Origin of the sequence: Vibrio sp. CAU 1672, from assembly GCF_029223195.1 — a bacterium.
In the GTDB taxonomy this organism is placed as follows: Bacteria; Pseudomonadota; Gammaproteobacteria; order Enterobacterales; family Vibrionaceae; genus Vibrio.
Genome location: NZ_JARHUF010000008.1, coordinates 162,210 through 185,046, shown reverse-complemented (window position 1 = coordinate 185,046; position 22,837 = coordinate 162,210). Strand labels below are relative to the sequence as shown.

The 22,837-nt window shown below is 50.5% G+C and carries 17 protein-coding genes, 5 tRNA genes and 1 pseudogene; 15 read left to right on the top strand and 8 right to left on the bottom strand.

Going from position 1 to position 22,837, the window contains the following annotated elements; all coding sequences use genetic code 11:
• Positions 1-140: 140 nt before the first annotated feature.
• Positions 141-2,156 (top strand): DNA helicase Rep, encoded by a 2,016-nt coding sequence (rep, locus tag P2G85_RS10125; protein WP_275863980.1) that lies wholly within the window; start codon positions 141-143, stop codon positions 2,154-2,156.
• Positions 2,157-2,207: 51 nt separating this feature from the next.
• On the opposite strand, the gene P2G85_RS10120 is transcribed toward rep, so the two are convergent.
• Entirely contained in the window at positions 2,208-2,621 is a 414-nt protein-coding gene (locus P2G85_RS10120; protein ID WP_275863979.1) for a cytochrome c5 family protein, read from the bottom strand.
• Between the two features lie 344 nt (positions 2,622-2,965).
• On the opposite strand from P2G85_RS10120, the gene P2G85_RS10115 reads away from it, so the two are divergent.
• From P2G85_RS10115 to P2G85_RS10095, 5 genes are all read left to right on the top strand, one after another.
• Positions 2,966-3,042 (top strand) — tRNA-Arg (locus P2G85_RS10115).
• Between the two features lie 39 nt (positions 3,043-3,081).
• Positions 3,082-3,157, top strand: a tRNA-His gene (locus tag P2G85_RS10110).
• A 54-nt stretch (positions 3,158-3,211) separates the two neighbouring features.
• Positions 3,212-3,288: transfer RNA gene (locus P2G85_RS10105), tRNA-Pro, on the top strand.
• Positions 3,289-3,353: 65 nt separating this feature from the next.
• Positions 3,354-3,429, top strand: a tRNA-His gene (locus tag P2G85_RS10100).
• A 54-nt stretch (positions 3,430-3,483) separates the two neighbouring features.
• A tRNA-Pro gene (locus tag P2G85_RS10095) sits at positions 3,484-3,560 on the top strand.
• 365 nt (positions 3,561-3,925) lie between these two features.
• On the opposite strand, the gene P2G85_RS10090 is transcribed toward P2G85_RS10095, so the two are convergent.
• Positions 3,926-4,651, bottom strand: a complete 726-nt coding sequence (locus P2G85_RS10090) for an HAD family hydrolase (protein ID WP_275863990.1) — start codon at positions 4,649-4,651, stop codon at positions 3,926-3,928.
• Positions 4,652-5,089: 438 nt separating this feature from the next.
• Between P2G85_RS10090 and P2G85_RS21505 the strand changes: the two are divergent.
• From P2G85_RS21505 to P2G85_RS10065, 6 genes and pseudogenes are all read left to right on the top strand, one after another.
• Positions 5,090-5,310 (top strand): annotated as a pseudogene (locus P2G85_RS21505) (hypothetical protein).
• Entirely contained in the window at positions 5,298-7,013 is a 1,716-nt protein-coding gene (locus P2G85_RS10085) for an ABC transporter ATP-binding protein (RefSeq protein ID WP_275863978.1), read from the top strand. The pseudogene P2G85_RS21505 and the gene P2G85_RS10085 overlap by 13 nt, the downstream one beginning before the upstream one ends.
• Before the next feature lie 90 nt (positions 7,014-7,103).
• Positions 7,104-8,657: an ABC transporter substrate-binding protein gene (locus tag P2G85_RS10080; protein WP_275863977.1), complete on the top strand. Its 1,554-nt coding sequence runs from the start codon at positions 7,104-7,106 to the stop codon at positions 8,655-8,657.
• Between the two features lie 161 nt (positions 8,658-8,818).
• Positions 8,819-9,796, top strand: coding sequence for an ABC transporter permease (locus tag P2G85_RS10075; protein WP_275863976.1), 978 nt, complete (start codon positions 8,819-8,821; stop codon positions 9,794-9,796).
• A gap of 2 nt (positions 9,797-9,798) precedes the next feature.
• A complete protein-coding gene (locus P2G85_RS10070; protein ID WP_275863975.1) occupies positions 9,799-10,737 on the top strand; it encodes an ABC transporter permease in 939 nt (312 codons plus the stop codon).
• A 150-nt stretch (positions 10,738-10,887) separates the two neighbouring features.
• Positions 10,888-11,811 carry an SPOR domain-containing protein gene (locus tag P2G85_RS10065; protein ID WP_275863974.1) on the top strand — a complete coding sequence of 308 codons (924 nt, stop codon included), beginning with the start codon at positions 10,888-10,890 and terminating at the stop codon, positions 11,809-11,811.
• A 58-nt stretch (positions 11,812-11,869) separates the two neighbouring features.
• Here the strand turns inward: P2G85_RS10065 and P2G85_RS10060 are convergent, their stop codons facing one another.
• From P2G85_RS10060 to P2G85_RS10040, 5 genes are all read right to left on the bottom strand, one after another.
• Positions 11,870-14,176 (bottom strand): hypothetical protein, encoded by a 2,307-nt coding sequence (locus P2G85_RS10060; protein WP_275863973.1) that lies wholly within the window; start codon positions 14,174-14,176, stop codon positions 11,870-11,872.
• Positions 14,177-14,395: 219 nt separating this feature from the next.
• Positions 14,396-15,976 carry a hypothetical protein gene (locus tag P2G85_RS10055; protein ID WP_275863972.1) on the bottom strand — a complete coding sequence of 527 codons (1,581 nt, stop codon included), beginning with the start codon at positions 15,974-15,976 and terminating at the stop codon, positions 14,396-14,398.
• 3 nt (positions 15,977-15,979) lie between these two features.
• Entirely contained in the window at positions 15,980-16,552 is a 573-nt protein-coding gene (locus P2G85_RS10050; protein WP_275863971.1) for an ECF-type sigma factor, read from the bottom strand.
• 2 nt (positions 16,553-16,554) lie between these two features.
• Positions 16,555-18,030, bottom strand: a complete 1,476-nt coding sequence (locus P2G85_RS10045; protein WP_275863970.1) for a chromosome partitioning protein ParA — start codon at positions 18,028-18,030, stop codon at positions 16,555-16,557.
• A gap of 15 nt (positions 18,031-18,045) precedes the next feature.
• A complete protein-coding gene (locus P2G85_RS10040; protein ID WP_275863969.1) occupies positions 18,046-19,398 on the bottom strand; it encodes a serine/threonine-protein kinase in 1,353 nt (450 codons plus the stop codon).
• Positions 19,399-19,765: 367 nt separating this feature from the next.
• On the opposite strand from P2G85_RS10040, the gene P2G85_RS10035 reads away from it, so the two are divergent.
• The 3 genes from P2G85_RS10035 (at position 19,766) to P2G85_RS10025 (ending at position 21,748) form a co-directional block, all read left to right on the top strand.
• Positions 19,766-20,698 carry a LysR family transcriptional regulator gene (locus P2G85_RS10035; RefSeq protein ID WP_275863968.1) on the top strand — a complete coding sequence of 311 codons (933 nt, stop codon included), beginning with the start codon at positions 19,766-19,768 and terminating at the stop codon, positions 20,696-20,698.
• Between the two features lie 343 nt (positions 20,699-21,041).
• Complete coding sequence (locus P2G85_RS10030; protein ID WP_275863967.1) at positions 21,042-21,416, top strand: SMR family transporter; 375 nt, start codon at positions 21,042-21,044, stop codon at positions 21,414-21,416.
• Between the two features lie 2 nt (positions 21,417-21,418).
• On the top strand, positions 21,419-21,748 hold the full coding sequence (locus tag P2G85_RS10025) for an SMR family transporter (protein ID WP_275863966.1): 330 nt from the start codon (positions 21,419-21,421) through the stop codon (positions 21,746-21,748).
• 196 nt (positions 21,749-21,944) lie between these two features.
• Here P2G85_RS10025 and xapA read toward each other — a convergent pair whose 3' ends face one another.
• Positions 21,945-22,769 (bottom strand): xanthosine phosphorylase, encoded by an 825-nt coding sequence (xapA, locus tag P2G85_RS10020; RefSeq protein ID WP_275863965.1) that lies wholly within the window; start codon positions 22,767-22,769, stop codon positions 21,945-21,947.
• Between the last annotated feature and the right edge of the window lie 68 nt (positions 22,770-22,837).

Sequence of the window (22,837 nt, the reverse complement as noted above, 5' to 3'; positions counted from 1 at the left end):
ATTCATTATAGCGCAATTAGTCGCCTATTATGCAACAAATACTTTTTATTGATGAGGAAAAAATTGCGTCGATTGAGCATGGCATTCGTGATGTTGCGCCTTTATTATAGGCGCCTCGATTGATTCCACAGAGAGCCACTATGAAGCTGAATCCCAGTCAAGACGAAGCCGTCAAATATGTATCAGGTCCTTGCCTGGTGCTGGCCGGCGCCGGTTCCGGTAAAACCCGTGTGATCACCAACAAGATCGCTTATCTGGTTCAGCAATGTGGCTACAAGGCACGCAATATTGCCGCTGTGACGTTTACCAATAAAGCCGCGCGCGAAATGAAAGAGCGGGTTGGTCAGACGCTGGGTAAAAATGAGTCTAAAGGCTTAATGGTCTCGACCTTTCATACGCTGGGCCTCAATATCATCAAACGCGAGTACAAAGCGCTGGGCCTCAAGGCGGGTTTTTCTCTGTTTGATGACCAGGATCAGCTGGCATTGCTGAAAGAGTTGACTGAAAAACAGTTGGATGGTGATAAGGATCTGTTGCGTCAGTTACTGAGTACGATTTCTAACTGGAAAAATGACATGCTCACCCCGGAGCAGGCGAAAGCACATGCCAAAGGCGAGCAGCAACAGTTGTTTGCTTTCTGTTTTGAGATGTATCAGAAACAGATGAAAGCCTACAATGCGCTTGATTTTGATGATCTGATCCTGCTGCCGGTGCTGTTACTGCGTACCAATGACGATGTGCGCCAGCGCTGGCAAAACCGTATTCGCTACCTGCTGGTCGACGAGTATCAGGATACCAACACCAGCCAGTATGAACTGGTCAGGCTGATCGTCGGTGAGCGCGGCCGCCTGACCGTGGTCGGTGATGATGACCAATCGATTTATTCCTGGCGTGGCGCCAAGCCGCAGAACTTGGTGTTATTGGGTGAAGATTACCCTAACCTGCGTTTGATTAAGCTGGAGCAGAACTACCGTTCCACCAGTCGGATTTTGCGCGCGGCCAATATCCTGATTGCCAATAACCCACACGTGTATGAAAAATCACTGTTTTCTGAGATCCCGGACGGTGAAAAGCTCAAAGTTTTGCTGGCGAAAAATGAAGAGCACGAAGCGGAGCGGGTGACCGGTGAGCTGATCGCGCATAAGTTCCTCAACCGAACCGATTACAAAGATTATGCAGTGTTATATCGCGGCAACCACCAGTCACGCCTGATAGAGAAGTCGTTGATGCAGAACCGGGTGCCGTACAAGCTCTCGGGCGGGACGTCATTTTTCGCCCGTGCCGAAATCAAAGACATCATGGCTTACCTGCGGGTGTTGGTGAACCCGGATGATGACAACGCTTTTTTGCGCATTGTGAATACACCGCGGCGTGAGATTGGCCCGGTGACGTTAGAAAAGCTGGGCAGTTACGCCAACATGCGCGGGAAAAGTTTGTTTGAGGCCAGTTTTGAAATGGGACTTGAACAACACCTGCATGGCCGGGGGCTGGATAATCTGCGCCGCTTTACTCAGTGGTTGGTGGCAATTGGCGATCAGGCTGAACGCGGCGATACGGTCACCGCCGTACGTTCGCTGGTGCGTGATATCAATTACGAAGACTGGCTATACGAGACCTCTTCCAGTCCGAAGGCGGCGGAAATGCGGATGAAAAACGTCTCGGATCTATACTCATGGATTGTGGCCGATCTGGAAGGTGATAATTACGATCAGGAAGAGAAAACCTTGAAAGAGGTGGTACAGCGTTTGACGTTGCGCGACATGATGGAGCGGGGAGAGGAAGAGGAAGACAGTGATGCCGTGCAGCTGATGACGCTGCATGCGTCAAAAGGGCTGGAGTTTCCTTATGTGTACCTGATCGGCTCAGAAGAGGGGATTTTGCCCCACCAAACCAGTATTGATGAAGAGAACGTCGAAGAAGAGCGTCGTTTGATGTACGTGGGGATCACCCGCGCCCAGCGTGAGTTAACCTTTACCATGTGTAAGGAGCGGCGGCAGTTCGGTGAGTTGATCAAGCCGACCCAGAGTCGTTTTTTGGATGAGCTGCCCTTTGATGATGTGGAGTGGGAAGTGAACAAGAAGCCGCTCAGCCAGGAAGAGCGTATGGTCAAGGGCCAGGCCCACATTGCCAATCTGAGGGCGATGTTCAATAAGTGATGCAAACAGAAAGGCTTGCCGGGTGGCAAGCCTTTTTATGTGCTAAGAGGGTTACATGCCTTCGAGCATGTGATCGATGGCGGCGATGATTTCATCGTCTGAACAGTCCATACAGGTGCCCCGAGCCGGCATGGCATTAAAGCCGTTGATTGCGTGATCGGTCAGTACATCTTTGCCCTGGGCGATGCGTGGAGCCCAGGCTCCTGCGTTTCCCTTAATTGGCGCGCCGGATGCGCCGGTCGTGTGGCACGCCATGCAGAATGTATTGTATACCGTTGCGCCGTCGCGAGGGCCTGAAGGCTCCGCTTTGACTGGTTCACTGCCAACCAGATAGACATCACCAACGGGTTTGATGCGTTCTGCAATCGCATCGTATTCCGTTTGGCTGATGTCAGAAGCCAGAGCTGCTGTTGAAAAAGTTAAAGCAGCGAACAAAACGCTAATCATTCGTTGAGACATATCCATTAACCCACTTCACATTCCCGAGGTAAGAACCTTACCTGTCTTATATAGTTAGAGTATTAAGGCCAACTCCTGAAAATTATGCTCTAGAAAATTCAACGGAGTGGCGTAATAATGATTAAACAGATACGACGCAGCTGTTAAATCAATGTAAATATTGGGTGATTATATCCTGTTAAGTTGTTGCAATAAACAACAACTTGTTCGTGACAGGGCGTGAATCACATCTAAAATCGACTTCAAAGCGGAATAACTGTCGAAAAAGAGACCAAACGGAAAAAAAAGTAAAAAAAGTACTAGACGGCATAGTGTGATATCCGTATTATTCCACTCCGCCGATAGGGCATGCGCCCGTAGCTCAGCTGGATAGAGCGTTGGCCTCCGGAGCCAAAGGTCGAAGGTTCGAATCCTTTCGGGCGCGCCATTTTCGCCTCGGGGGATGTTATCGGTTAAAAAAGTAGTGGTGGCTATAGCTCAGTTGGTAGAGCCCCGGATTGTGATTCCGGTTGTCGCGAGTTCAAGTCTCGTTAGCCACCCCATTATTCTGGTAGCTTTGCTTCCATTCTTGACCCAGGTCGAGATAAAACATAAGTCGGTGAATAGCGCAGTTTGGTAGCGCATCTGGTTTGGGACCAGAGGGTCGGGGGTTCGAATCCCTCTTCACCGACCACTTTCTATGTTCTGGCTGTCATGCGGGAACATAACGGCAAATGCCGGTTGATGCAAAATTTGATGGTGGCTATAGCTCAGTTGGTAGAGCCCCGGATTGTGATTCCGGTTGTCGCGAGTTCAAGTCTCGTTAGCCACCCCATTATTCTGGTAGCTTTGCTTCCATTCTTGGCCCAGGTCGAGATAAAACACAAGTCGGTGAATAGCGCAGCTTGGTAGCGCATCTGGTTTGGGACCAGAGGGTCGGGGGTTCGAATCCCTCTTCACCGACCATCATTTAAAAGCCTCGATAGAAATATCGAGGCTTTTTTGCATTCCGGGTATTAAAAATCGCCAAGCAGAAGGTCGGGCGCTGGAAGCCCAGCCGCGTCGAATCCCTCTTCACCGACCACTATTAAGAAACCTCACCAGAAATGATGGTTTTTTTCTATTTAAATAACTATGTTGGTGTGTGCGGGGCTGGAGCGCCAGTCCGATTGAACTCCTTTTCACCGACCATCATTTAAAAGCCTCGATAGCAATATCGGGGCTTTTTTTGTCTTCGCTGCTTAAGGAGCCAGGAACCTGAGGCCGGAGCGCATCTGGCTGAACAGGTGGCTCCGACCGCTGGTGGGCAGGTCTTTAGATTGCCGGCGCGTTTAGCGGTCAAGGGTTTTGAGGATTTCCAGCAGCTCGACGGTGTGGGTGATCTCGAAATCAGGCTGGATCTCGCTGTCATTGTCCTGCTGATCGTGGTTGACCCACACGCTGACAATACCCAGGTTATTGGCCCCGGCGATGTCTGCGGTCAAAGAGTCACCGATGTGTAGCGCTTGTTCCGGCTTGGTGTTGGTCAGAGCGAGAGCTTTCTGGAAAATGCTGGCGGCTGGCTTTTCTTCCGGCTCTTCGCCGCCGACAATAATATGGTCAACCCACTCACTCATATTGGTCGCCGCCAGCTTGGGGTGTTGGGAAAATACCGGGCCGTTGGTGATCACCACCAGTTGGTAATCGGGGCGCAGTGCCTCAAGCATCTCTTTTACCCCAGGCAGGAAGGTAAAAGCGCGCATGCGCGCAGCATCAAAAAAGTTCTGTGCTTGCCGCGCGGCTTCTTCGCTAACGGAGATACCTTGCTCGGCCAGGATGGTTTTGATCAGCCCACAACGAAAAGCATGCTCGTTGGGCAGCAACGCGACCAGCTGCGGGTATTCCGCGTTAAGTTTTTTGTATACACCAGCCAGGTAACGCTGTACGAACGCGTGTGCATCGGGCAACTGTGGGTAGGTGGTTTGGATCCAATCGGTGAACGTCTGCCCGGCGAGCTTGTCCGCATTTGACGTACCACACAGCGTTTCGTCCATATCAAAAAAAATCGCTTTAAGCACACAGGCTCCTTTTCTATTGGCGCTTTCACGCTCACTTACTTCGGTTTTGTGCCATATTAACATTGCTAACCTTATCGATGGACAAAAAGTGTGTTATATGCCGGCATTTGACTGAGCGGGGGAGTGCCTGAGGCAAAAAATGCGTAATTGACGCATAGCTGCGAGATGAGGTGTTTTGCTGTTGTGCTCACATTTTGAGCGATGTTTATCTGCGGCTATTTTGGCTTTTTGTTTTTGCATACTATTTTGTTAGTAACATTTTATGTCGAAAAAATACAGATTTACCGGAATATTGTTTGGTGTATGTTAATTGCACTCCGTGAATAATGTTGCTTTTGTCAATAATTCCAGTTGGTGTGTTTTTAGAGTATTTTGCTGTCTTTTTTGGTGCGAAGCGCACAAAAACGGGCAGTTGCAAGAGTGGTTAAATACTTGTTAATGCATTTTTATTCGCGTATTGTGCGTTCATTTTGGGTTTTTCCGGCGAAATATACTTTAATTGTTGCTTTTTTGTGTGTTTTTTGCCAAATTGGGGGCGCATTTAGATTTCAGAGTATTATTCTGGATTTGAACGGATTCATTTAGGTGGTGAATGGCACAGAGTGTGTGCGCTTTAAAACCACAGACAAGGCAGTAGAGGTCTGAAATGTCACTATTAGAGGTGAAAAACCTACGTATTGAATACCCATCACGTCATGGTGTGCATGCCGCCGTCAACTCACTCTCGTTTAATATTGAACGGGGTGAGATTGTCGGGGTGGTGGGTGAATCCGGGGCGGGGAAATCCACCGTCGGTAACGCGGTTATCGATTTGTTGAGCCCTCCGGGACGCATTGCCAGTGGTGATGTGTATTTAGATGGTGAAAAGGTGTCTGGCTTATCGCCAGAAGCGATGCGTAAGGTTCGCGGCTCTAAGATTGGTTTTATTTTCCAGGATCCGATGACCTCGCTGAATCCCTTATTTACGGTTGAGCAGCAACTCAAAGAAACCATTCATGCCAACATGAAGGTTTCGGATGAAGAAGCGTATCAGCGTGCTCTTTCTCTGATGCAGCAAGTGGGCATTCCTCAGCCGGAAAACCGCTTAAAGCAGTATCCGCACCAGTTTTCCGGTGGTATGCGTCAACGTGTGGTGATCGCGATTGCCCTGGCAGGAGAGCCGGATCTGATCATTGCTGACGAGCCGACCACCGCCTTAGACGTGTCGATCCAAGACCAGATTCTTAGCCTGATCCGTGAGCTGTGCATCAAGAACAATGTCGGTTGTATGCTGGTCACCCACGATATGGGGGTGGTGTCCAATGTTACCGATCGGGTTGCGGTGATGTACCGGGGCGATCTGGTTGAGTTCGGCCCGACCGCCAAGGTGTTGGGTGACCCGGACCATGCTTACACACGCAGCCTGATTTCTGCGGTACCGCGTTCTGACCGAAAACTCGATCGTTTCCCGTTGGTGAGCTACATCGAAGAAGCCAGCGAGCTGGAACCTTTGGATATCAAAAACCACTGGTTAGGCCAAAGCCAGGATCAGCGGGAGTACACCGGACCATTACTCAAGGTAGAAAACGTTAACCTGCGCTTTATTACTAAAGACTCGTTGTTTGAAAGTCGTCGTGAATACGTACAGGCATCCAACAACGTCAGTTTTGAAGTGCACGAAGGCGAAACCTTTGGTCTGGTAGGTGAGTCGGGTTCGGGTAAATCCACCATTGCCCGGGTGATTGCCGGCCTGTATGAGCCTAACTCTGGTAAAGTGACGTTTGAAGGCATCGATCTCACCGCTTTGAAATCAGAAAAAGAACGTCGTCCGATGCGTCGCCAGATGCAGATGGTGTTTCAGAATCCTTATACCTCGATGAACCCGCGAATGAAGGTTTGTGACATTATTGCCGAGCCGATTCGTTTCCATAAGCTGACCCGCAACGAAGCGGAAACCCGTCAGATCGTCAATGACCTGCTTGACCATGTCGGGCTGGGTAAAATGGCAGGGGTTAAATACCCGCATGAATTCTCCGGCGGCCAGCGTCAGCGTATTTCAATTGCGCGCGCACTGGCGACCCGGCCACGCCTTTTGATCTGTGATGAACCGACATCGGCGCTGGATGTGTCGGTTCAGGCTCAGATCCTGAATTTGCTGAAAGATCTGCAAAGTGAGCTGAACTTGACTATGTTGTTTATCAGTCATGACCTTCCGGTTATTCGTCAGATGTGTGACCGGGTGGGGGTAATGCAGATGGGTACCCTGTTGGAGGTGGCCCCCACAGAGCAGTTATTTAACCATCCTCAGCATGAGTACAGCAAAAAACTGATCTCGCTGATGCCAGAGTTCACTGGCTTAAGAGAAGACATCACAACGGCTTAAACCAAGTTTCTCGCTTGGCGATCTTTAGTCATAAAAAGACGCAAACACAACAACAAGGGACTCGGATTCCCGCATGAAGGAGTTATGCAAATGAAAACCATGAAAAGCAAATTAGCAGTGGCGCTGATGGCAGCAGGCCTGAGTTTTAATGCACTGGCTGCCGATATTAAAGTTGGCTACGCGGCTGATCCCGTATCGCTGGACCCGCATGAGCAACTGTCTGGTGGTACATTGCAGATGTCACACATGGTATTTGACCCACTGGTCCGCTTCACTCAACAAATGGACTTTGAACCTCGCCTGGCGGAAAGCTGGGAGCGTATTAACGAGACCACGGTGCGTTTCAAGCTGCGTGAGGGAGTGAAATTTCATTCAGGCAACCCACTGACCGCTGATGATGTCGTCTGGACATTCGAGCGTCTGCTGAGTTCACCTGACTTCAAGGCCATCTTTGACCCGTATGAGAAAATCGTCAAAGTGGATGATTACTCGTTTGACCTGGTGACGAAAGGCCCATACCCGCTGGTGCTGCAAACCGCGACGTACATCTTCCCGATGGACAGCAAGTTCTACAGCGGCACTACTGCAGACGGCAAAGACAAAGCGGAGCTGGTCAAGCACGGTAACTCCTTTGCATCGACCAACGTTTCCGGTACCGGCCCGTTTATTGTCACGGCGCGTGAACAGGGCGTGAAAGTCGAGTTTGAGCGCTTCAAAGATTACTGGGACAAAGCGTCGAAAGGGAACGTCGACAAGCTGACCCTGGTACCAATCAAAGAAGATGCCACGCGTGTTGCTGCGCTGCTTTCCGGCGGTGTGGATATGATCCACCCGGTGGCCCCTAATGACCACAAGCGGGTGAAAGAGGCCAAAGGTATTGATCTGGTAACACTACCGGGTACTCGTATCATCACCTTCCAAATGAACCAAAATAGCAACGAAGCGCTGAAAGATGTGCGCGTGCGTCAGGCGATCGTACACGCGATCAACAACGAAGGTATCGTGAAGAAAATCATGAAAGGCTTCGCCACAGCCGCAGGTCAACAGAGCCCGGCTGGTTACGTGGGCCATAACGAAGCGCTGGTTCCTCGCTACGATCTGAAAAAAGCCAAACAGCTGATGAAAGAAGCGGGATACGAGAAAGGCTTTACCCTGACCATGATGGCGCCAAATAACCGTTACGTGAACGATGCGAAAGTGGCCCAAGCGGCAGCCGCGATGCTGTCTAAGATCGGCATCAAGGTGGATCTGAAGACCATGCCGAAAGCGCAGTACTGGCCAGAGTTCGACAAATGTGCGGCTGACATGCTGATGATCGGCTGGCACTCGGATACGGAAGATTCGGCGAACTTCAACGAGTTCCTGACCATGACACGTAACGAAGAGACCGGTCGCGGCCAGTACAACTGTGGTTACTACTCAAACCCTGAGATGGACAAAGTGGTTGAAGCGGCGAACGTTGAAACCGATCCGGCGAAACGCGCCGAAATGCTCAAAGGGGTTGAAGCTACGTTGTATAACGACGCCGCGTTTGTGCCGCTACACTGGCAAAGTGAAGCCTGGGGCGCGAAGTCTAACGTGAAAGCGGCAGACATCGTCAACCCAATGGTGATGCCTTACTTTGGTGATCTGGTGGTTGAATAACCCCGGCATGTAGTCATCAGGAGGGAACAGGGTTCCCTCCTTCGTCAGTACTTGTTGATGGTACTCGATACTCGGCTCAATTTTATTTCAGTCGGATTGAGTTGGTTTGCAGACTGAGTTTTTCTCTGATTAGAGAACTATGGATAGTTAAGGGGCAAGGAATGTTTTCGTTTCTGGTCAAGCGCCTGTTTCAGGCACTGATAGTGATGTTTGTGATCAGTTTGGTGGCGTTTGCCATACAGGACAATCTGGGTGACCCGTTGCGTGAGCTTGTTGGTCAGTCGGTTTCGGAAGCAGAGCGGCAGGCACTGCGTGATGAATTGGGCCTGAATGATCCCTTTATCACAAAATATACGCGCTTTGTGGGCAACGCCCTGCAAGGTGACTTAGGGACATCTTACTTTTTCAAGCGACCAGCGGTGGAGGTGATCCTCGATAAGCTGGTGGCTACACTAGAGCTGGTGTTTGGTGCGACACTGATCATCATCGTCTTCTCGATACCACTGGGGGTGTATTCCGCCATTCACCCGAAGAGTGTCTTCACCAAGTTTGTCATGGCGATGAGCAGTGTCGGAATTTCAATCCCGGTCTTCCTCACCGCCATCATGCTGATGTATGTCTTCTCGATCGAGCTGGGCTGGCTGCCTTCCTATGGGCGGGGAGAAACGGCCAATGTACTTGGCTGGGAATCGGGCTTTTTCACCGTCGATGGCATTAAACACCTGATCCTGCCGTGTATTGCCCTGGCGTCGATCATGTTGCCGCTGTTTATCCGCCTGGTTCGTTCAGAGATGCTGGAAGTGCTGAGCTCGGAATACATTAAGTTTGCCAAAGCCAAGGGGCTGAACTTAAGAAAAATTTATTACCAACATGCCCTAAAAAATACCATGCTGCCGGTCCTGACGGTCGGTGGGGTGCAAATTGGTACCATGGTGGCGTACACCATTCTGACTGAAACGGTGTTTCAGTGGCCAGGGACTGGCTTCCTGTTCCTTGAGGCGATCAACCGGGTAGATACCCCGTTGATCACCGCTTACGTTATTTTTGTCGGTTTGATTTTTGTGGTTACCAATACCATCGTTGACCTGCTGTATGGCATTATCAACCCAACCGTCAACCTAACCGGAAAAGGAGCGTAATTATGACCCAGGCAACTGCAGCTCCTTCTCGTTGGGAGCGTTTTAAACAATCGGATTTTCTTTACTATTTTTTGCGCGATAAGGTGGCGATGGCTAGCTTCGCGGTGTTTATGATGTTTTTGGTGCTGGCGCTGGCCGCGCCAATCCTGGCACCGACCGATCCCTACGATCTGACTGCCATCGACATCATGGACTCAGAACTGCCGCCTTCCTGGATGGAGGACGGCGATCAGCGTTTTGTTCTCGGTACGGATGAACAGGGACGCGATATCCTCTCCACTATTTTGTACGGCTCGCGCCTGTCACTGACGATCGGCTTTCTTGCCGTTGGCTTACAGCTGTTTCTGGGCATTATCATTGGCCTGTCGGCCGGTTACTTTGGCGGCCGGATCGACAGCTTCCTGATGCGCTTTGCTGATGTGCAGTTATCTTTTTCGACCATGATGGTGGCGATCATCGTCTCGGCGATCTTCAAGGCGAGTTTTGGCAGTGATTTTTACAGCCAGTATGCGGTGGTGATGCTGGTGGTGATCATCGGTGTCGCTGAGTGGCCGCAGTATGCGCGAACCATTCGCGCTTCGGTCCTGGCCGAGAAGAAGAAAGAGTATGTTGAAGCGGCGCGCGTGATGGGCTTTAAGGCACCTCGGATCATGTTCCGTCATATTCTGCCTAACTGTTTGTCTCCGATCCTGGTGATCTCAACCGTGCAGGTGGCCAATGCCATCATGTCGGAAGCGGCACTGTCGTTCCTGGGGCTGGGCTTGCCGGTCGATCAGCCGTCATTGGGGGCGCTGATCAGTATCGGCTTTAACTACATCTTCTCCGGCGCGTGGTGGATCACCGCCTTCCCGGGCATCGTTCTGGTAACGCTGGTGTTGGTGATTAACCTGCTCGGTGACTGGCTGCGTGATGTGTTTAACCCGAAAATTTATAAAGGTTAACGCTCATTCGTTGTTGTAGCGCACAAATTATTTCTAAACTCAGAGCCGGATGATATTCCGGCTCTTTTTTTGCTAGTCACTTTTCGTTCACATTTTTTTTGGCGCTTTGCCGTCATAATGATCACCGCTAACTGTTTTAGAGTGAAACGTATGGAAATGAAGAAGGCACTGACATCAGCGCGAATCCTCCTACCTGGGCTGAGCCTCAGCATGCTACTGGCTGGCTCACTGTTCTCCACTTCTGTGGTTGCGAATGATTTTCTCTGTCAGGCCAGTCAGGCCAGTGATAAAGCCTTGCCGCAACTGGAACAAGCTTGCCCGATCGGTCAGGGATTATGGGGTAAAAAAGTGCCGCAGGCTGGCAACCACTTTTTTTGGATTCAGTGTGGGCTGCTCCCCAAACCAATGCCTTTACCACATGCTAAACCGTTATATAAGCAAATCACCACGGATGTGTGGATGAAGCCGGAACCCGATGGCTATCGCTGCTTGATTGGTCCATATACCGAGTTTGCTCAAGCCAAAACGGAATTAAACCAGGTCAAACGCCTGGCCCGGTACAAGGATGCGTTCATCCGGGTAGTGGATCAGGATCAGGCGGCGAGTGGACGTGCGCCTGCCGCCAAGAAGAAAACCGCTGCCACCCGTCCGGATACGGAAGCGTTTCAGCCTCAGGCTCCCAAGCCTGTGGTCCCCGCCGCCAAACCCACTCCGGTCGCAACGGCAAAAGTATCGCCCGACGCCAACATTGAGGTTCGTTTGCAGGCAGTGGTGCAGGGAAAAACTTACGTGGTGCCCTACCAGCTTGATGGTGGCAACCAGTTTTACATGGAGTATGGCAAGGCGTGGAACCGTTTCAATTACGCCGATTCGCAGGCCCTGTGCCGTCAGCTCAATATGTCGCTGGCCACCACTGATGAGTTTAAACTGCTGCGTGATTCCGGTGTCATGGAGAAACAGCACTGGCCATTGCAGTTGCCGTACTGGGGCCACGATCGTTGGGGGCTGTTTGCCGACCGCGAGCCTAACCGGTTAACCGGGGTATCACTGCTTAATGTGTTGTGTGTCAGGTGACCGCGCGAGAATAAAAAAAGCCCCGCAGTGCGGGGCTTGATATTTGGGGAGGCGGCGCTTATTCGTTGTCGCCTGTGCCGGTCCACTCCATATTGAACTTCACGGCTTCGACGTACTCAGCGTTTTCGGCTTTGGTTGTACCGATGAAGCTGTAAATGGTGCCTTCTGTCAGGCTGTTTACTTGTGATAGATCGAAGTAAATATTCGCATATTTAACGCCATCTTCTGCGTAAGTGTTGCAGCTCGAGATAGGGTACCAGTTTTGTTGGCCCTGAGGGGTGATGTCATCGCCGGTGAAAGTAAACCACTCGTAGAATTCATTGACGGTGTCACATGTGAAGTCTTTGCCTTCCACATCAAAATTGATGTAAGCCGAGTAGCCTCCTTGCGCTTTTTCAGTCAGAGCAAAGCTGACCATTCCCAGATCCCAGGTATTTTCCTGTTCGCCGGGTAGGTAGATGTAGCCAAAGCGCTGGTCGTAGCCATCATCGGATTTCACCTGAACGCGATTTTCGGCATCTGATTTATCAGCAAAGTAGGTGTAGCGTTCGGTTTCTGGCTCCTCAGCCTCGATGGCACGATGAACAATGGTTTTGGCACCTTGAGAAATTTTATCCGCGTCACCCGCCACTTCTACTGCAAATGTTTCCGTAAACTGCTTGCCATCTTCTTCGAAATGGAAGGTGGCAATCAGATGGCCATCGTTAATTTCGTAAGTGGCTTGTTCCATTTGCGTGTCAGCATCGCTGCAGTTGGTGCGGTTAGCCAGGTTGCGCTCGTTGCCATATACAATGCCATTTTCAAATTTGATGGATTCACACCAGACGCGGGAGTAGTTGAGTTCATCGTTGCTATTACCATCGTAAGAGCCGCTCTCCAGGTAGTACCAAGTTTTACCTTCCAGTGGATGGGCCGCTGGTGGTGGGGTTGCTCCTGCTTTTATTTCAGGCAGGCTGAACGCCATCTGAACAGCTGCGCCTTGGTCATCTTTGACGCTAATGGCGAAGGGTTGGCCGGCCTCGTGCGCGTCAGCTGGGGTGCCTTTAATGGTGATAATGGCATTGTCGTTTTCAGTGATCGCTAGGCCTTCGACCTCCACATAGTCTGCAGAGTAGTCGGTTATCTGACCATCTTCATCTTTAAATAGACCAGAAATATCGAGCGTTTGTTCGAATGCTTCACCCTGCTGCAGCTGCCAGCCGTCAATAATCGCTTGCAGACGCTGCTGCTCAGCCTCAATCACTACGGGGGCTTGGTTTGCGCTGTCGATCTCCAGTTTGAAAACGACGCTTACTGTGCTGAGCACTTTGCCGGCAGAGTCTTGATCTTCTGCGGTCAGGACAATCTCAAACTCACCCGCTTGGTCCACGGTTGCGGCAGGCGACAAGATGAGCTGGTTGCCGGTCAAGCTCACTTCGATACCGGTGTCTTTTAGGTTGTGAGTTAGCTTTGGCGTGACGAGATTTTGATCTTTGTCTTTAAACAGACCGTCGATGTTGAGTTCAACACCAGCAAAAGCAGCACCTTTGACGATTTCTGGCAAATTCTCTAGTTTGTCTTTCGCCGCATCCTCAACGCTTTCGTTCACAACCAGTTTGGTGTTGAATACTGGGACTGGTGACAATTCGTTGCTGTCTGGTGTCGCGTCTTCAATCACTGGCTTGTTATTTAAGTCAGCAACTTGCTCTGGTGTCATCTCACCGACGATCGCCTCGGCCTGCTGGGCAAACTCTGTCGCTTTCTTTTCGTAGTTTGCCGGGTTTTGGGCTTTAGATTCCGTTAGAATCTGAGCGGTTTTATGGAGTTCGGCACTTTTGTCGGCACCGGAAACGAAGTCGCTGTACAGATCGATTGGTGCATCTTCAGTACCACCGAGTGCCAGGTTTACTTTCGCTGCCGCTTGCTCTTCAGTGACAGATGGATCGTTGGCCATCTCGATCGCTACCAGATCCGTGAGTGGTGAAATGACATCTGATGACTTTGGTGCACGGAAAACCACTTCATGCGCCATGGCTTGGCTTGGGTGATCCATATCAACGGTGTAAGTACCCGCATGCTTTGGATCAAGTGCAATCAGTTGTTTTTGTTTGGCACCGTTTGGTGTGATCGTCTGCAGGGCCAGCGTAGTTGCCGGTTTCACATCAAGTTGAAGCTGACCTTTCTCATCGGTCAGGCCAAGGAATTTATCGCTGGAGTCCCATTGACCGTTGTTGTTCAAATCTTCAAATACGACCGCGTTTTTGAAGTAACCATCAAAACCCGTAATTACAATGCCATTGCTGCCACCGTTTGAACTACTATCTGAACCGCCACAGCCGGTTAGCGCAATAGCCACTGACGCTGCTAGTAAACTCAGCTTATTCATTGTTTCTTTTCCTTGTTCCGTTTCCGAATGAGAAAGTCGCTTCTTATTGTTGTTTTCTGATCTCACTTCGTGAGAACAGAAAAAGCAGCGCCTTTTTAACCTCAATTAAAGCAAGCGGCAAGACACGAAAAACTATAAAAAAACCGTAAAATTTCTTGGATTTTTGTTCAGTGTGGGTTTTGGCGGTAGCGTTCGGGAGGGCCGGACGTTACTCATAACCTAAATTTTCTTGATTTTTTTTATTCGACTTCCCTTTGGGCGGTGGTAAATCATGTTGAGTTTTAGTTCCTCTACCCGGTCAGCAAATTGAGGCAAAGGTCTGAGTATGTAGCTGTATGCTTCACCCTCTAAAAAAGTCTCGTGTGTTGGATACTCCAGGTTATAAAATGTGTAGGTGCGTTGCCAGTTTGGGTCATACCACTCACCACAGTGAAGAGGAACAGAGCTGTCGAATGGATCCACAGACGAAGAGATGATATCAGTGAACTCTCCGGGTCCGGCAACGACAGAGCTGTACCAGAAAGACTGAAAATCATTGCAGTACAGGTCCTGGTTTGGTGATTTCATATTGAGGTCAGAGTCCATCACGTCCATCTGGTTATCTGCCTGTACTGAACGGTCAAAGATATAATTACCAGCAACGCCAAGTACATAGCCTTTTCCTGGCATAGGGAAGAGATAATCAAACATGGTCATTTGATATTCGTATTCACCGGTGTGGACATTTAAGCGCTGTTCCATCGCTGGTTTACTCTTTTGCATGGTATAGCTTTCAAAGCGCTTGCCGGCATAGACTGTAATGAAGAGGTTTTCGGTGTCTTTTTGTACTTGTGACGGGTATACCTTTTTCGTGGTCCAGATTTGCCGAGTTCCGTTGGCTGCAATAATCACTGACTTATCACTGATCTGATACTCACCGATTTTTTCCAACTGAGTATCATTTGGGCATGTTCTCTGGTTGTTTGCCGCGGCGTAAAACACCTCGTTGTTACTAAACTGAAATGCTTCGCAATACACCACTTCATAGGCATATTTTTGCCCGCCGAGCAGGGTGGTGGTTTCAAGCCGGTAAATGGTGCCCCCTATGAGAGCATGTTCCGTATCGTGGTGTGCTTCATTAATCGTTGGCAGTTCAAATCGGGTGGTTACCCAGGCCTGCTCCTGATCACCGTGGTAGTCATCACGAGCCGCGACCACCACATACGAGGTGGTGTCGATTCTTTCAGGAGCACCCCGGACAACGATTTGTCCCTGGTTCAGAACAGTCAAACCGTTATCACTTTCCAGCCAGATCCTGGTCGTGAGCAGGTCACCATCCGGATCTTCAAACAGCTGGTCAACATTCAGGGAGTAGTTAACCGGCGTGTTCTGGGTCAGCTCCCAGGCGTAGAGGAGGGTTTGCAATTGCTGCTCAACAGCCAGGTTGATGATTGGCTTACCGTTCAGCGTGGTATCGTCTTGAGGTTTCGTTGTCTCAGCTGCAGTTTGCAGAAGGTGGGAGTGATTGGCCTGCGATGAGAGCAAAGGTTCTTGAGCCTGTTCGGTGAGCTTATTGGCTATTGGCTCTGCGACGTTTGTGCCGTCAGGGAAGGGGCTTATTTTCAGCTCGTCTGCAGTCATCAGCGTTTGTTTTAGCTCGATCACAGCGCCGGGCTCACCATGTGCAGATGCTGGGGGGGCCGCACGGTTTGCTGTTGGTGATGAGCCAGTCGCGGACGCCATAGAGCGGTCTCCCAACAGCCAGTAGGCGGCCAGCAAACCAACACTGAGTATAGCAATGGGCCAGAGTCTCTTGTTCATAAATTATGCGTGCGCCATGCGTGATTGCAGCCAACTGCGGGAGAATTTTAAATCCTTTTCGATCAAACTGGCACTGCACTTGAGCAGTTCGCTGATTTCCTGGTTTTTCATTCCCATCAGATATTTGAGTTTTAGTGCGTTGGACTGACGAGGGTAACGCAGACTAAAGCTGTCCAGGGCTTTATCCATGATGATCAGCTGCTCGAATCGGTCATCCTCGTCTTTTAGCATCGTCATGTGCTGACGTTTCTGGGCCTGATGGGCACGGGCATTGTCGATCAGGATCTGGCGCATCACTTTGGCGGCCATGAGGAAAAAATCCCGTTTGGTTTCAATGCCATTCATGTCAGCGTTAGACATCTTCAGGTAGGCATCATGGATTAGCGCTGTGGTGCTGTTGACACTGTCAGCAAAGACTTTGTTGTCGGTTCCGTATCTCTCGGCGTTGCGCTCGCGCTCCTGCTGGGCAATTTTACGCAACTGCAGGTAAGCGAACTGGTACAACTCGCTTTCCGCCAGCTTATTGCCGGCTTGCCATTGTTGAATGATATGGGACAGGGTTGAATGTGAAGCCATCGTCATACATCCTCGTTAACTTTGACAAATTCAGAGATGGTGTGGGTCTCAATCCGATCAGAGCCATCCCGGTTACGGCTGATGTGTTGCTGGTAGCGGTACAAAATACCCTGTTCCCAGGTTTTGCCAGCCGGAAGGTATTCCCAGGTAGTATAATTGATTTGTTCTGGAGTCGGTGACCAGCGCACCATCACGTTCATCTGCGCCAGTTCTGCTTTGGGGTGCTGATTGTTAATCCACCACATGTCGGCGTAGTCGGTGGTGACGTCCTGGGTATACAGGCTGGTGTCCGTTGGGCAGGTGCTGGTCTGGCCCGGCAGGCGCAGTACCCGCTGGTGATCCATCCACAGGCATGTCTGGGTCATCGACTGCTGGTGGTATCGGGTCTGCTGCCAAATGCCCTGATAGTCAATATCGGTGCTGGTGGAATCGGGATAGGTAAACCACAGCATTTCGGTGCGATTGCTGTGCCGGATGTGTTCATTTTGGCCAAGCCCCTGGACTTTCTCCATTAACAGTTGAGTGGTCGGGTCAAAATTCAGTGCGACTGAGCGGTACTTCCAGTCTCCCTCATCGTCATAATCCTCTAACGAGAAGCCGTTCAGATCGCTGCGGGTGCACCCGGTCAGAGAGCAGCCAATCAGGCTTTTCCATTCAGAGAATTTCTCGATCGGCTCGATGAACTCTTCGGTCACACGGTGTTTGGGTGACAGAAAGCAGCCCTGGAAGTAATCCCCGATGCCTGGGTGCTCGATCAGGGTATCATCGGTAATGGTGAAGTTTATTTCGCCAATCGGCGGACGGTAACGCGGATGGTGCTGATAACGGATGTCAAAGGCACACGCCCTGCCTTGCCAGTCCTTCTTCTTAATGATGATGTTTTTAAAGCGGATATTACGCGGCTGGAAGATCACCTCATCAGAGGCAAAGTTTTTCTCAATGTATTGCTGGCTTTCGTTGAGGTGCTTCAGTGCCTCGTCAACGGATACCCAGTCTAAGTTGAGGTGGTGTTTGGCATCATCCAGATAGTTCAGATCAAGACTTTTCAGCTGAGCCTGGAAACGAGGATCCGATAAGACTTTGTTGGCTAAGATGATTTCCTGACGGTTTTCCGGGGTGCTGTCGAGTGACAGTAACAGGCGCGTCATGTTGATGCTGCGGCTGGGTTTCGTGGTGGCCATGGTGGGCGTCAGTACTTCCTGGCTGGACAGCGTGGTGAGCAAATACCCCTGGTCATCGTTACCGAGGAAAAAGCTGATCACATCGCCAGGCTGATACTGAAAGGCGCCTTTTTGCGTGAAACCAGATAGGTTAGAACTGGTTTGGTAATACAAGCCCGTTACCGGGGAATCAATGAAATAGCCTTGCTTGATGGTCGATGTGGCCTCCGGGGTAATGGGGGCTGATATTGAGTCAGCCGCCCAGGTTGGGGCGGTTAATAAAGCGGCAAGGCCAATGGCAACGAGACGGGAATACATTTTGGTTATTAAGCCTTACGGTTTGATACGGTTATAGGGGGCACAATCAGGCTGACAACCGGAGGTTTGCCCCGGAGGGCTCTCTGGTACTGGCGTCATCATTGCGATAAGCATTTTTTGCTTAATGTGTTTGGGAATGTCGGGATTGGATAAAATCCTTCGCCGGGTCAGTTCCAGCATGGTGTTGACCGACATGTGTTCAGCATTCTCGCCTTTGGCATGAAACATCAGCCGGGTCACCTCATACATCATGTCTTCGGCAACCTTCTTCTCTTGGTGCAGTTGGGCATTTTTAACCACCAGGGTCTGGCCAAAAAGCAGGCCAGAGACCAGCAGGGTCAGGGTCAGTAGCGCCGGTAAAGGTCGCCGCTGTATTAAACGCAGCGCGCTGTAAAGCGGCCAGTGTTTTTTTTGCTCGACAGGCCGGCGCTCAAGCATACGTTGGATGTCGTTAGCGAACTCCTGGGCGCTGGTATAACGCTGCTGACTCGCCGGGCGGGTAGCACGGCGAATCACCCAGTACACGTCAGACCAAACGGGGGGACGTGGAAACATCAGTGCCAGAATCTTACCCAAGGAGTACACATCACTTTGTTCACTGAGGTGTTTTCCTGCCTGTTGCTCTGGGCTGGCGTAGTGTTGGCTGAAGGCAATTAAAGTGCCGGGCGAGTCTTCTTTGCCAGTCTGTGCTTTTTGGGTGAGGTTGAAGTCCAGCAGCTTAGGCCGGAGATTGCGGTCAATGAGAATATTCTCCGGTTTGAGATCCGCGTGCAGTACCTGATGGCGGTGGGCGTGTTCCACCGCCTGGCAAATCTGTTTGAACAACCGCAGCTTGTCATCATCTTTCACTGCGGTGGTTGTGAGGTAGTCGCCTAAGGTCTGGCCGAATACCCTTTCCATCACGATGTAAACCGAATCGCCATGCAGGCCACCATCAAACACTTTGGCGATGTATGGGTGGTTCAGGCGCGCCAGCAACTGAGCTTCATCAAACAGCGCCCGTTGGCCCAATACGTTACTTAAATCGCTCTGGATAAACTTGATCGCTAAATCTTGTTCAAAGGTTTTATCGGCTCGTTTGGCGGCATAGACGACTCCCATACCACCACGGCCCAGCTCATGCGTGAGGTGGTATTTGCTGACGACCTCACCACTAAGATCGATGTCGCGAATCATTGCGTGATGGGCGCCAAAGCCCAACAGTTGGCTGAAGGGCTCGTCTTCACTTTCACCAGCCAGCAGAGCGGCGACTTGGCGATATAGTTCAGGTTGACTCTGTTGCAAATGTTCAAGGCATTGCTGTTTTTGTGAGTCATCCAGATCAAGGAGGTGATAGTAAACCTGGGTTTTGCTGGTACCGAAATGCAATGTGTTTTATGTCTTGTTACCTCGGAGGGCGTCATTTTAAAAGAAATGACAGAGAAGTGTTAGGATTTTCCTAATTGTGAGACAACGATTTAAAAAAAGTGATATTGATCTTGCCGGGGCGTGTCCTGCCCGCGTGGGCGCATTACGACTCAGCTTGAGAATGTTTTCTAAGGCCGTCATAATGATCCACATAAGGAAACGGATGCTTATAGCATAATGGCATGGCAAAGTAAGCAACCCGCCTATCCATTCGAGAATGTTGCCGGGGACGTGTGCGTCATACTGGCAATGTTATCATGTTTAGTTCACCATCCAGATTCCGCTACAGAGCATATCCACCCTTTTTCATCATAAGGCAAGTAAGTTTATGGCCCATCAACTTGATGCATTGGATCTCAATTTAATGCGCTTATTAAAGGCCGTGGTAGAAAACCGCAGTATCAAGCTGGCGGCGCTGCAACTTGGCATTTCCCAGCCGAGTGCCAGCCGGGGGGTGATGAAGCTTAAAAACGTCTTTGATGATCCACTGTTTGTGCGCAAAGCTCATGGGGTTGAGCCATCACCGATGGCGCTGCGCCTGGCGGCTGAGTTTGATAACATGCTGCTGCCGCTTGAGAAAGTGGTGCAAGAATTTGAAGAGTTCGACCCACTTGAGTATCAAGGCCAAATCGCGATTGTGACCGACCCCTACCTGATGGACGAGCAAGGCCAGCGTCTTCTGAGCGGCTGCCACCAGGCTTTTCCCAACGCATCATTCTCTTTCTCAACCTGGAACAGTTACTCTCACGATGAGATGCTTGAAGGTGAACATGACTACTGCATTCTCGACCAGGAGACTGAGTTGTCGAAAGACATTTACATGCGCCCGCTGTTTATTGAAAAGCGCGTGATCCTGGCCCGCAAAGACCACCCGAGTTTGTCGCCAATGGGTAATGACTGGGATACGGTATCGCAATTGCCGCTAGTGTCCTTACCGGTCCCCGCCTCTTATCGGCCGCTGTGTACCGTTGAATCGGAATACCAGCGCATGGGTTACGAACCGGTCGTACTGCTTAAATCCTACAACCTGAGAGTGGCGTGCCAGATGCTGCTGGAAACCGATGCGATCATGTATGCCAGCCAAAGTACGGCTCACCTGATGCGTGAACTGGCATCCTATCCGATGCCGCCAGTCAACCGGGAGTTCAGTCAGTTTGTGGTTTCTGGTGGCTACTTACAGACCTACCGTAATCACCCCTTGCACCGACACTTACACCATGTGGTGCAAAAAACCTTAAATACCCCTTTGATCCCTGCCTGAATCCAGAGCGTTGTACGATTGCTGGTAAATGGCCGCCGTCGCTTTAAATTAAAGCCGTTGGTGCCAACTGGCCGCGGGTGGTGTGATGTTGACTTCAGCGCCGCTTGTGCATTGCTCTGGTAAATAGATGTAGCGTGATCTATTAGACAACTTGCTTATTGAGATATTCAAAAATGAATATCTCAATTACCTGTCTCTTTAGTTGGCGAAGGGCTATCCTGATCAGGAATAGTCAGGAGAAGTGGCTCTTTCTAATTTATTGTCTTGTTGAACATAGCTTATACCCGGTGAAATTCACCATTCTCCGTTATGCATTTTTTTAATTTCTGGTGGAGGATGAACCATGTTAATTGCACGTCTATTTTTATTACTCGCCATCGTTGCCGAAGTTGCTGGCACCAGTACCATGTCATTGCTCGGCCAAGGTAATGCCTGGTGGGGGTACCTGGTCATGTATGTCCTGATCGCGATTTCGTACTACTGCTTATCGATTGCCGCGAAGAAGATCGCAATTGGGGTGGCCTACGCAACATGGGAAGGACTGGGTATCGCACTGATCACCGTTATCTCTATTATTTTGTTTGATGCTGATTTGAGTACCCAGCAATTGTTGGGTTTGACCCTGGCGGTTGTGGGTATTGTATGCGTGACGTTAGGTGAATCACATGCTCTGCCCCAACAGGAAGAGCTATCAGATTCATCGAGGGTGAGGTGCTAATTATGGGCCAGTTTTTTACCTTGTCATTCGGTTTTGTGGTGGTGGCGGCTTTGGCTGATATCATGGCCAATATGGCACTGACTCGTTCGCAAGGGTTTAAGCATAAAGGCTGGGGTATTGTGGCGATAGTATTGGTGTTGACCGCATTTACCTTACTCGCGCAGGCGGTGAAAGAGATTGATTTAGCCATCGCTTATGCCTCTTGGGGAGCGATCGGGATTTTAGGTACCGCAACCGGAGGGGCATTGCTGTTCAAGCAAAAATTGCGACCAATCGGTTGGTTTGGTATTTTTTTGGTGATTTCAGCCGTTGTCGTGATGAAGACCGCCTAGCGGTGAACGTTACGCCAGGCGCAAATAACGGCCAGCCGCGACAGGCAAGGCATTAGCGGGCGGGTTCGTGTGCTGAAGTCTTGGGTGATAACCTGCGGGAATGACGGTCAAATTCCGCCGGAAACGGCAAAAATTAAGCCCAAAGGGTCATCAGTGAACTGATGACCCTTTGGGTTTCTACTCAGTCAATCCTGACTTAGAAGTGATGGCTGATAAAGGCTCTGATAAAGTGCATGAAATCTCCTTCAGCCAGTTTGGCACACTTGAGCGTTTGCTGGTGTGATAGCTCAACCTCGCCCAGGCCTTCTGCCAGGTTGGTGATGGCGCAGACTGCAAGCACCGGTAAACCACAATGTGCGGCGGAAATCACTTCCGGTACCACAGACATCCCCACCACATCGCCGCCAATGATCTGCATCATGCGAATTTCTGCGGCGGTCTCAAAGTTCGGCCCCGGATAGGAAACAAACACGCCCTGGTTGAGGTGGAGATGGTTGGCTTTACCGACTGCCAGCGCCTCGGCGCGCAAGTCTTTATCATAAGCATTGGCCAGGCTGAAGAAGCGCGGGCCGTACTCTTCGTCATTGGGGCCAATCATTGGTGATTCCGGCATGGTGTTGATGTGATCGTGAAACACCACCAGTGAGCCCACCTCAATGCGTTCCGGGCGCAGGGAGCCTGCTGCATTGGTGACGAGCAAAAACTCACAGCCCAGTTTTTTGAACGTTCTGACCGGGGTGGTCATGACCTTCATTGAACCGCGTTCGTAGTAGTGGCCGCGGCCTTTCATGCACACCACTTCCGTCCCGCCCATGTTGCCGAGTACCAGTTCACCGGAATGGCCTTCAACGGTGCTAAGCGGAAAGCCCTCCAGTTCTCGATAGGGGATCACGACTTTGTCTTGCAGCTCGTCAGCTAATACGCCTAACCCCGAGCCCAGAATAAATGCCGCCTTAGGCTTGAAGTTCGGTTTATGTTGGTAAATGGTTTTTAATGCGTGCTGGACAGGATCTGACGTCATACGGGTCACCTTGTGTTTGTGGCTTTTCTTTATTATGGCTGATGTTGCTGCAAGCCGGGGTGTATCCG

Bases quoted from the DNA above. Each gene is read 5' to 3' on its own strand.
- P2G85_RS10085 (WP_275863978.1), top strand. From the start codon at position 5,298: ATGTCACTATTAGAGGTGAAAAACCTACGTATTGAATACCCATCACGT.
- P2G85_RS10055 (WP_275863972.1), bottom strand. From the start codon at position 15,976: ATGAACAAGAGACTCTGGCCCATTGCTATACTCAGTGTTGGTTTGCTG.
- xapA (WP_275863965.1), bottom strand. From the start codon at position 22,769: ATGACGTCAGATCCTGTCCAGCACGCATTAAAAACCATTTACCAACAT.
- P2G85_RS10075 (WP_275863976.1), top strand. From the start codon at position 8,819: ATGTTTTCGTTTCTGGTCAAGCGCCTGTTTCAGGCACTGATAGTGATG.
- P2G85_RS10120 (WP_275863979.1), bottom strand. From the start codon at position 2,621: ATGGATATGTCTCAACGAATGATTAGCGTTTTGTTCGCTGCTTTAACT.
- P2G85_RS10050 (WP_275863971.1), bottom strand. From the start codon at position 16,552: ATGGCTTCACATTCAACCCTGTCCCATATCATTCAACAATGGCAAGCC.
- P2G85_RS10070 (WP_275863975.1), top strand. From the start codon at position 9,799: ATGACCCAGGCAACTGCAGCTCCTTCTCGTTGGGAGCGTTTTAAACAA.
- rep (WP_275863980.1), top strand. From the start codon at position 141: ATGAAGCTGAATCCCAGTCAAGACGAAGCCGTCAAATATGTATCAGGT.
- P2G85_RS10030 (WP_275863967.1), top strand. From the start codon at position 21,042: ATGTTAATTGCACGTCTATTTTTATTACTCGCCATCGTTGCCGAAGTT.
- P2G85_RS10035 (WP_275863968.1), top strand. From the start codon at position 19,766: ATGGCCCATCAACTTGATGCATTGGATCTCAATTTAATGCGCTTATTA.
- P2G85_RS10080 (WP_275863977.1), top strand. From the start codon at position 7,104: ATGAAAACCATGAAAAGCAAATTAGCAGTGGCGCTGATGGCAGCAGGC.
- P2G85_RS10060 (WP_275863973.1), bottom strand. From the start codon at position 14,176: ATGAATAAGCTGAGTTTACTAGCAGCGTCAGTGGCTATTGCGCTAACC.
- P2G85_RS10065 (WP_275863974.1), top strand. From the start codon at position 10,888: ATGGAAATGAAGAAGGCACTGACATCAGCGCGAATCCTCCTACCTGGG.
- P2G85_RS10045 (WP_275863970.1), bottom strand. From the start codon at position 18,030: ATGTATTCCCGTCTCGTTGCCATTGGCCTTGCCGCTTTATTAACCGCC.
- P2G85_RS10025 (WP_275863966.1), top strand. From the start codon at position 21,419: ATGGGCCAGTTTTTTACCTTGTCATTCGGTTTTGTGGTGGTGGCGGCT.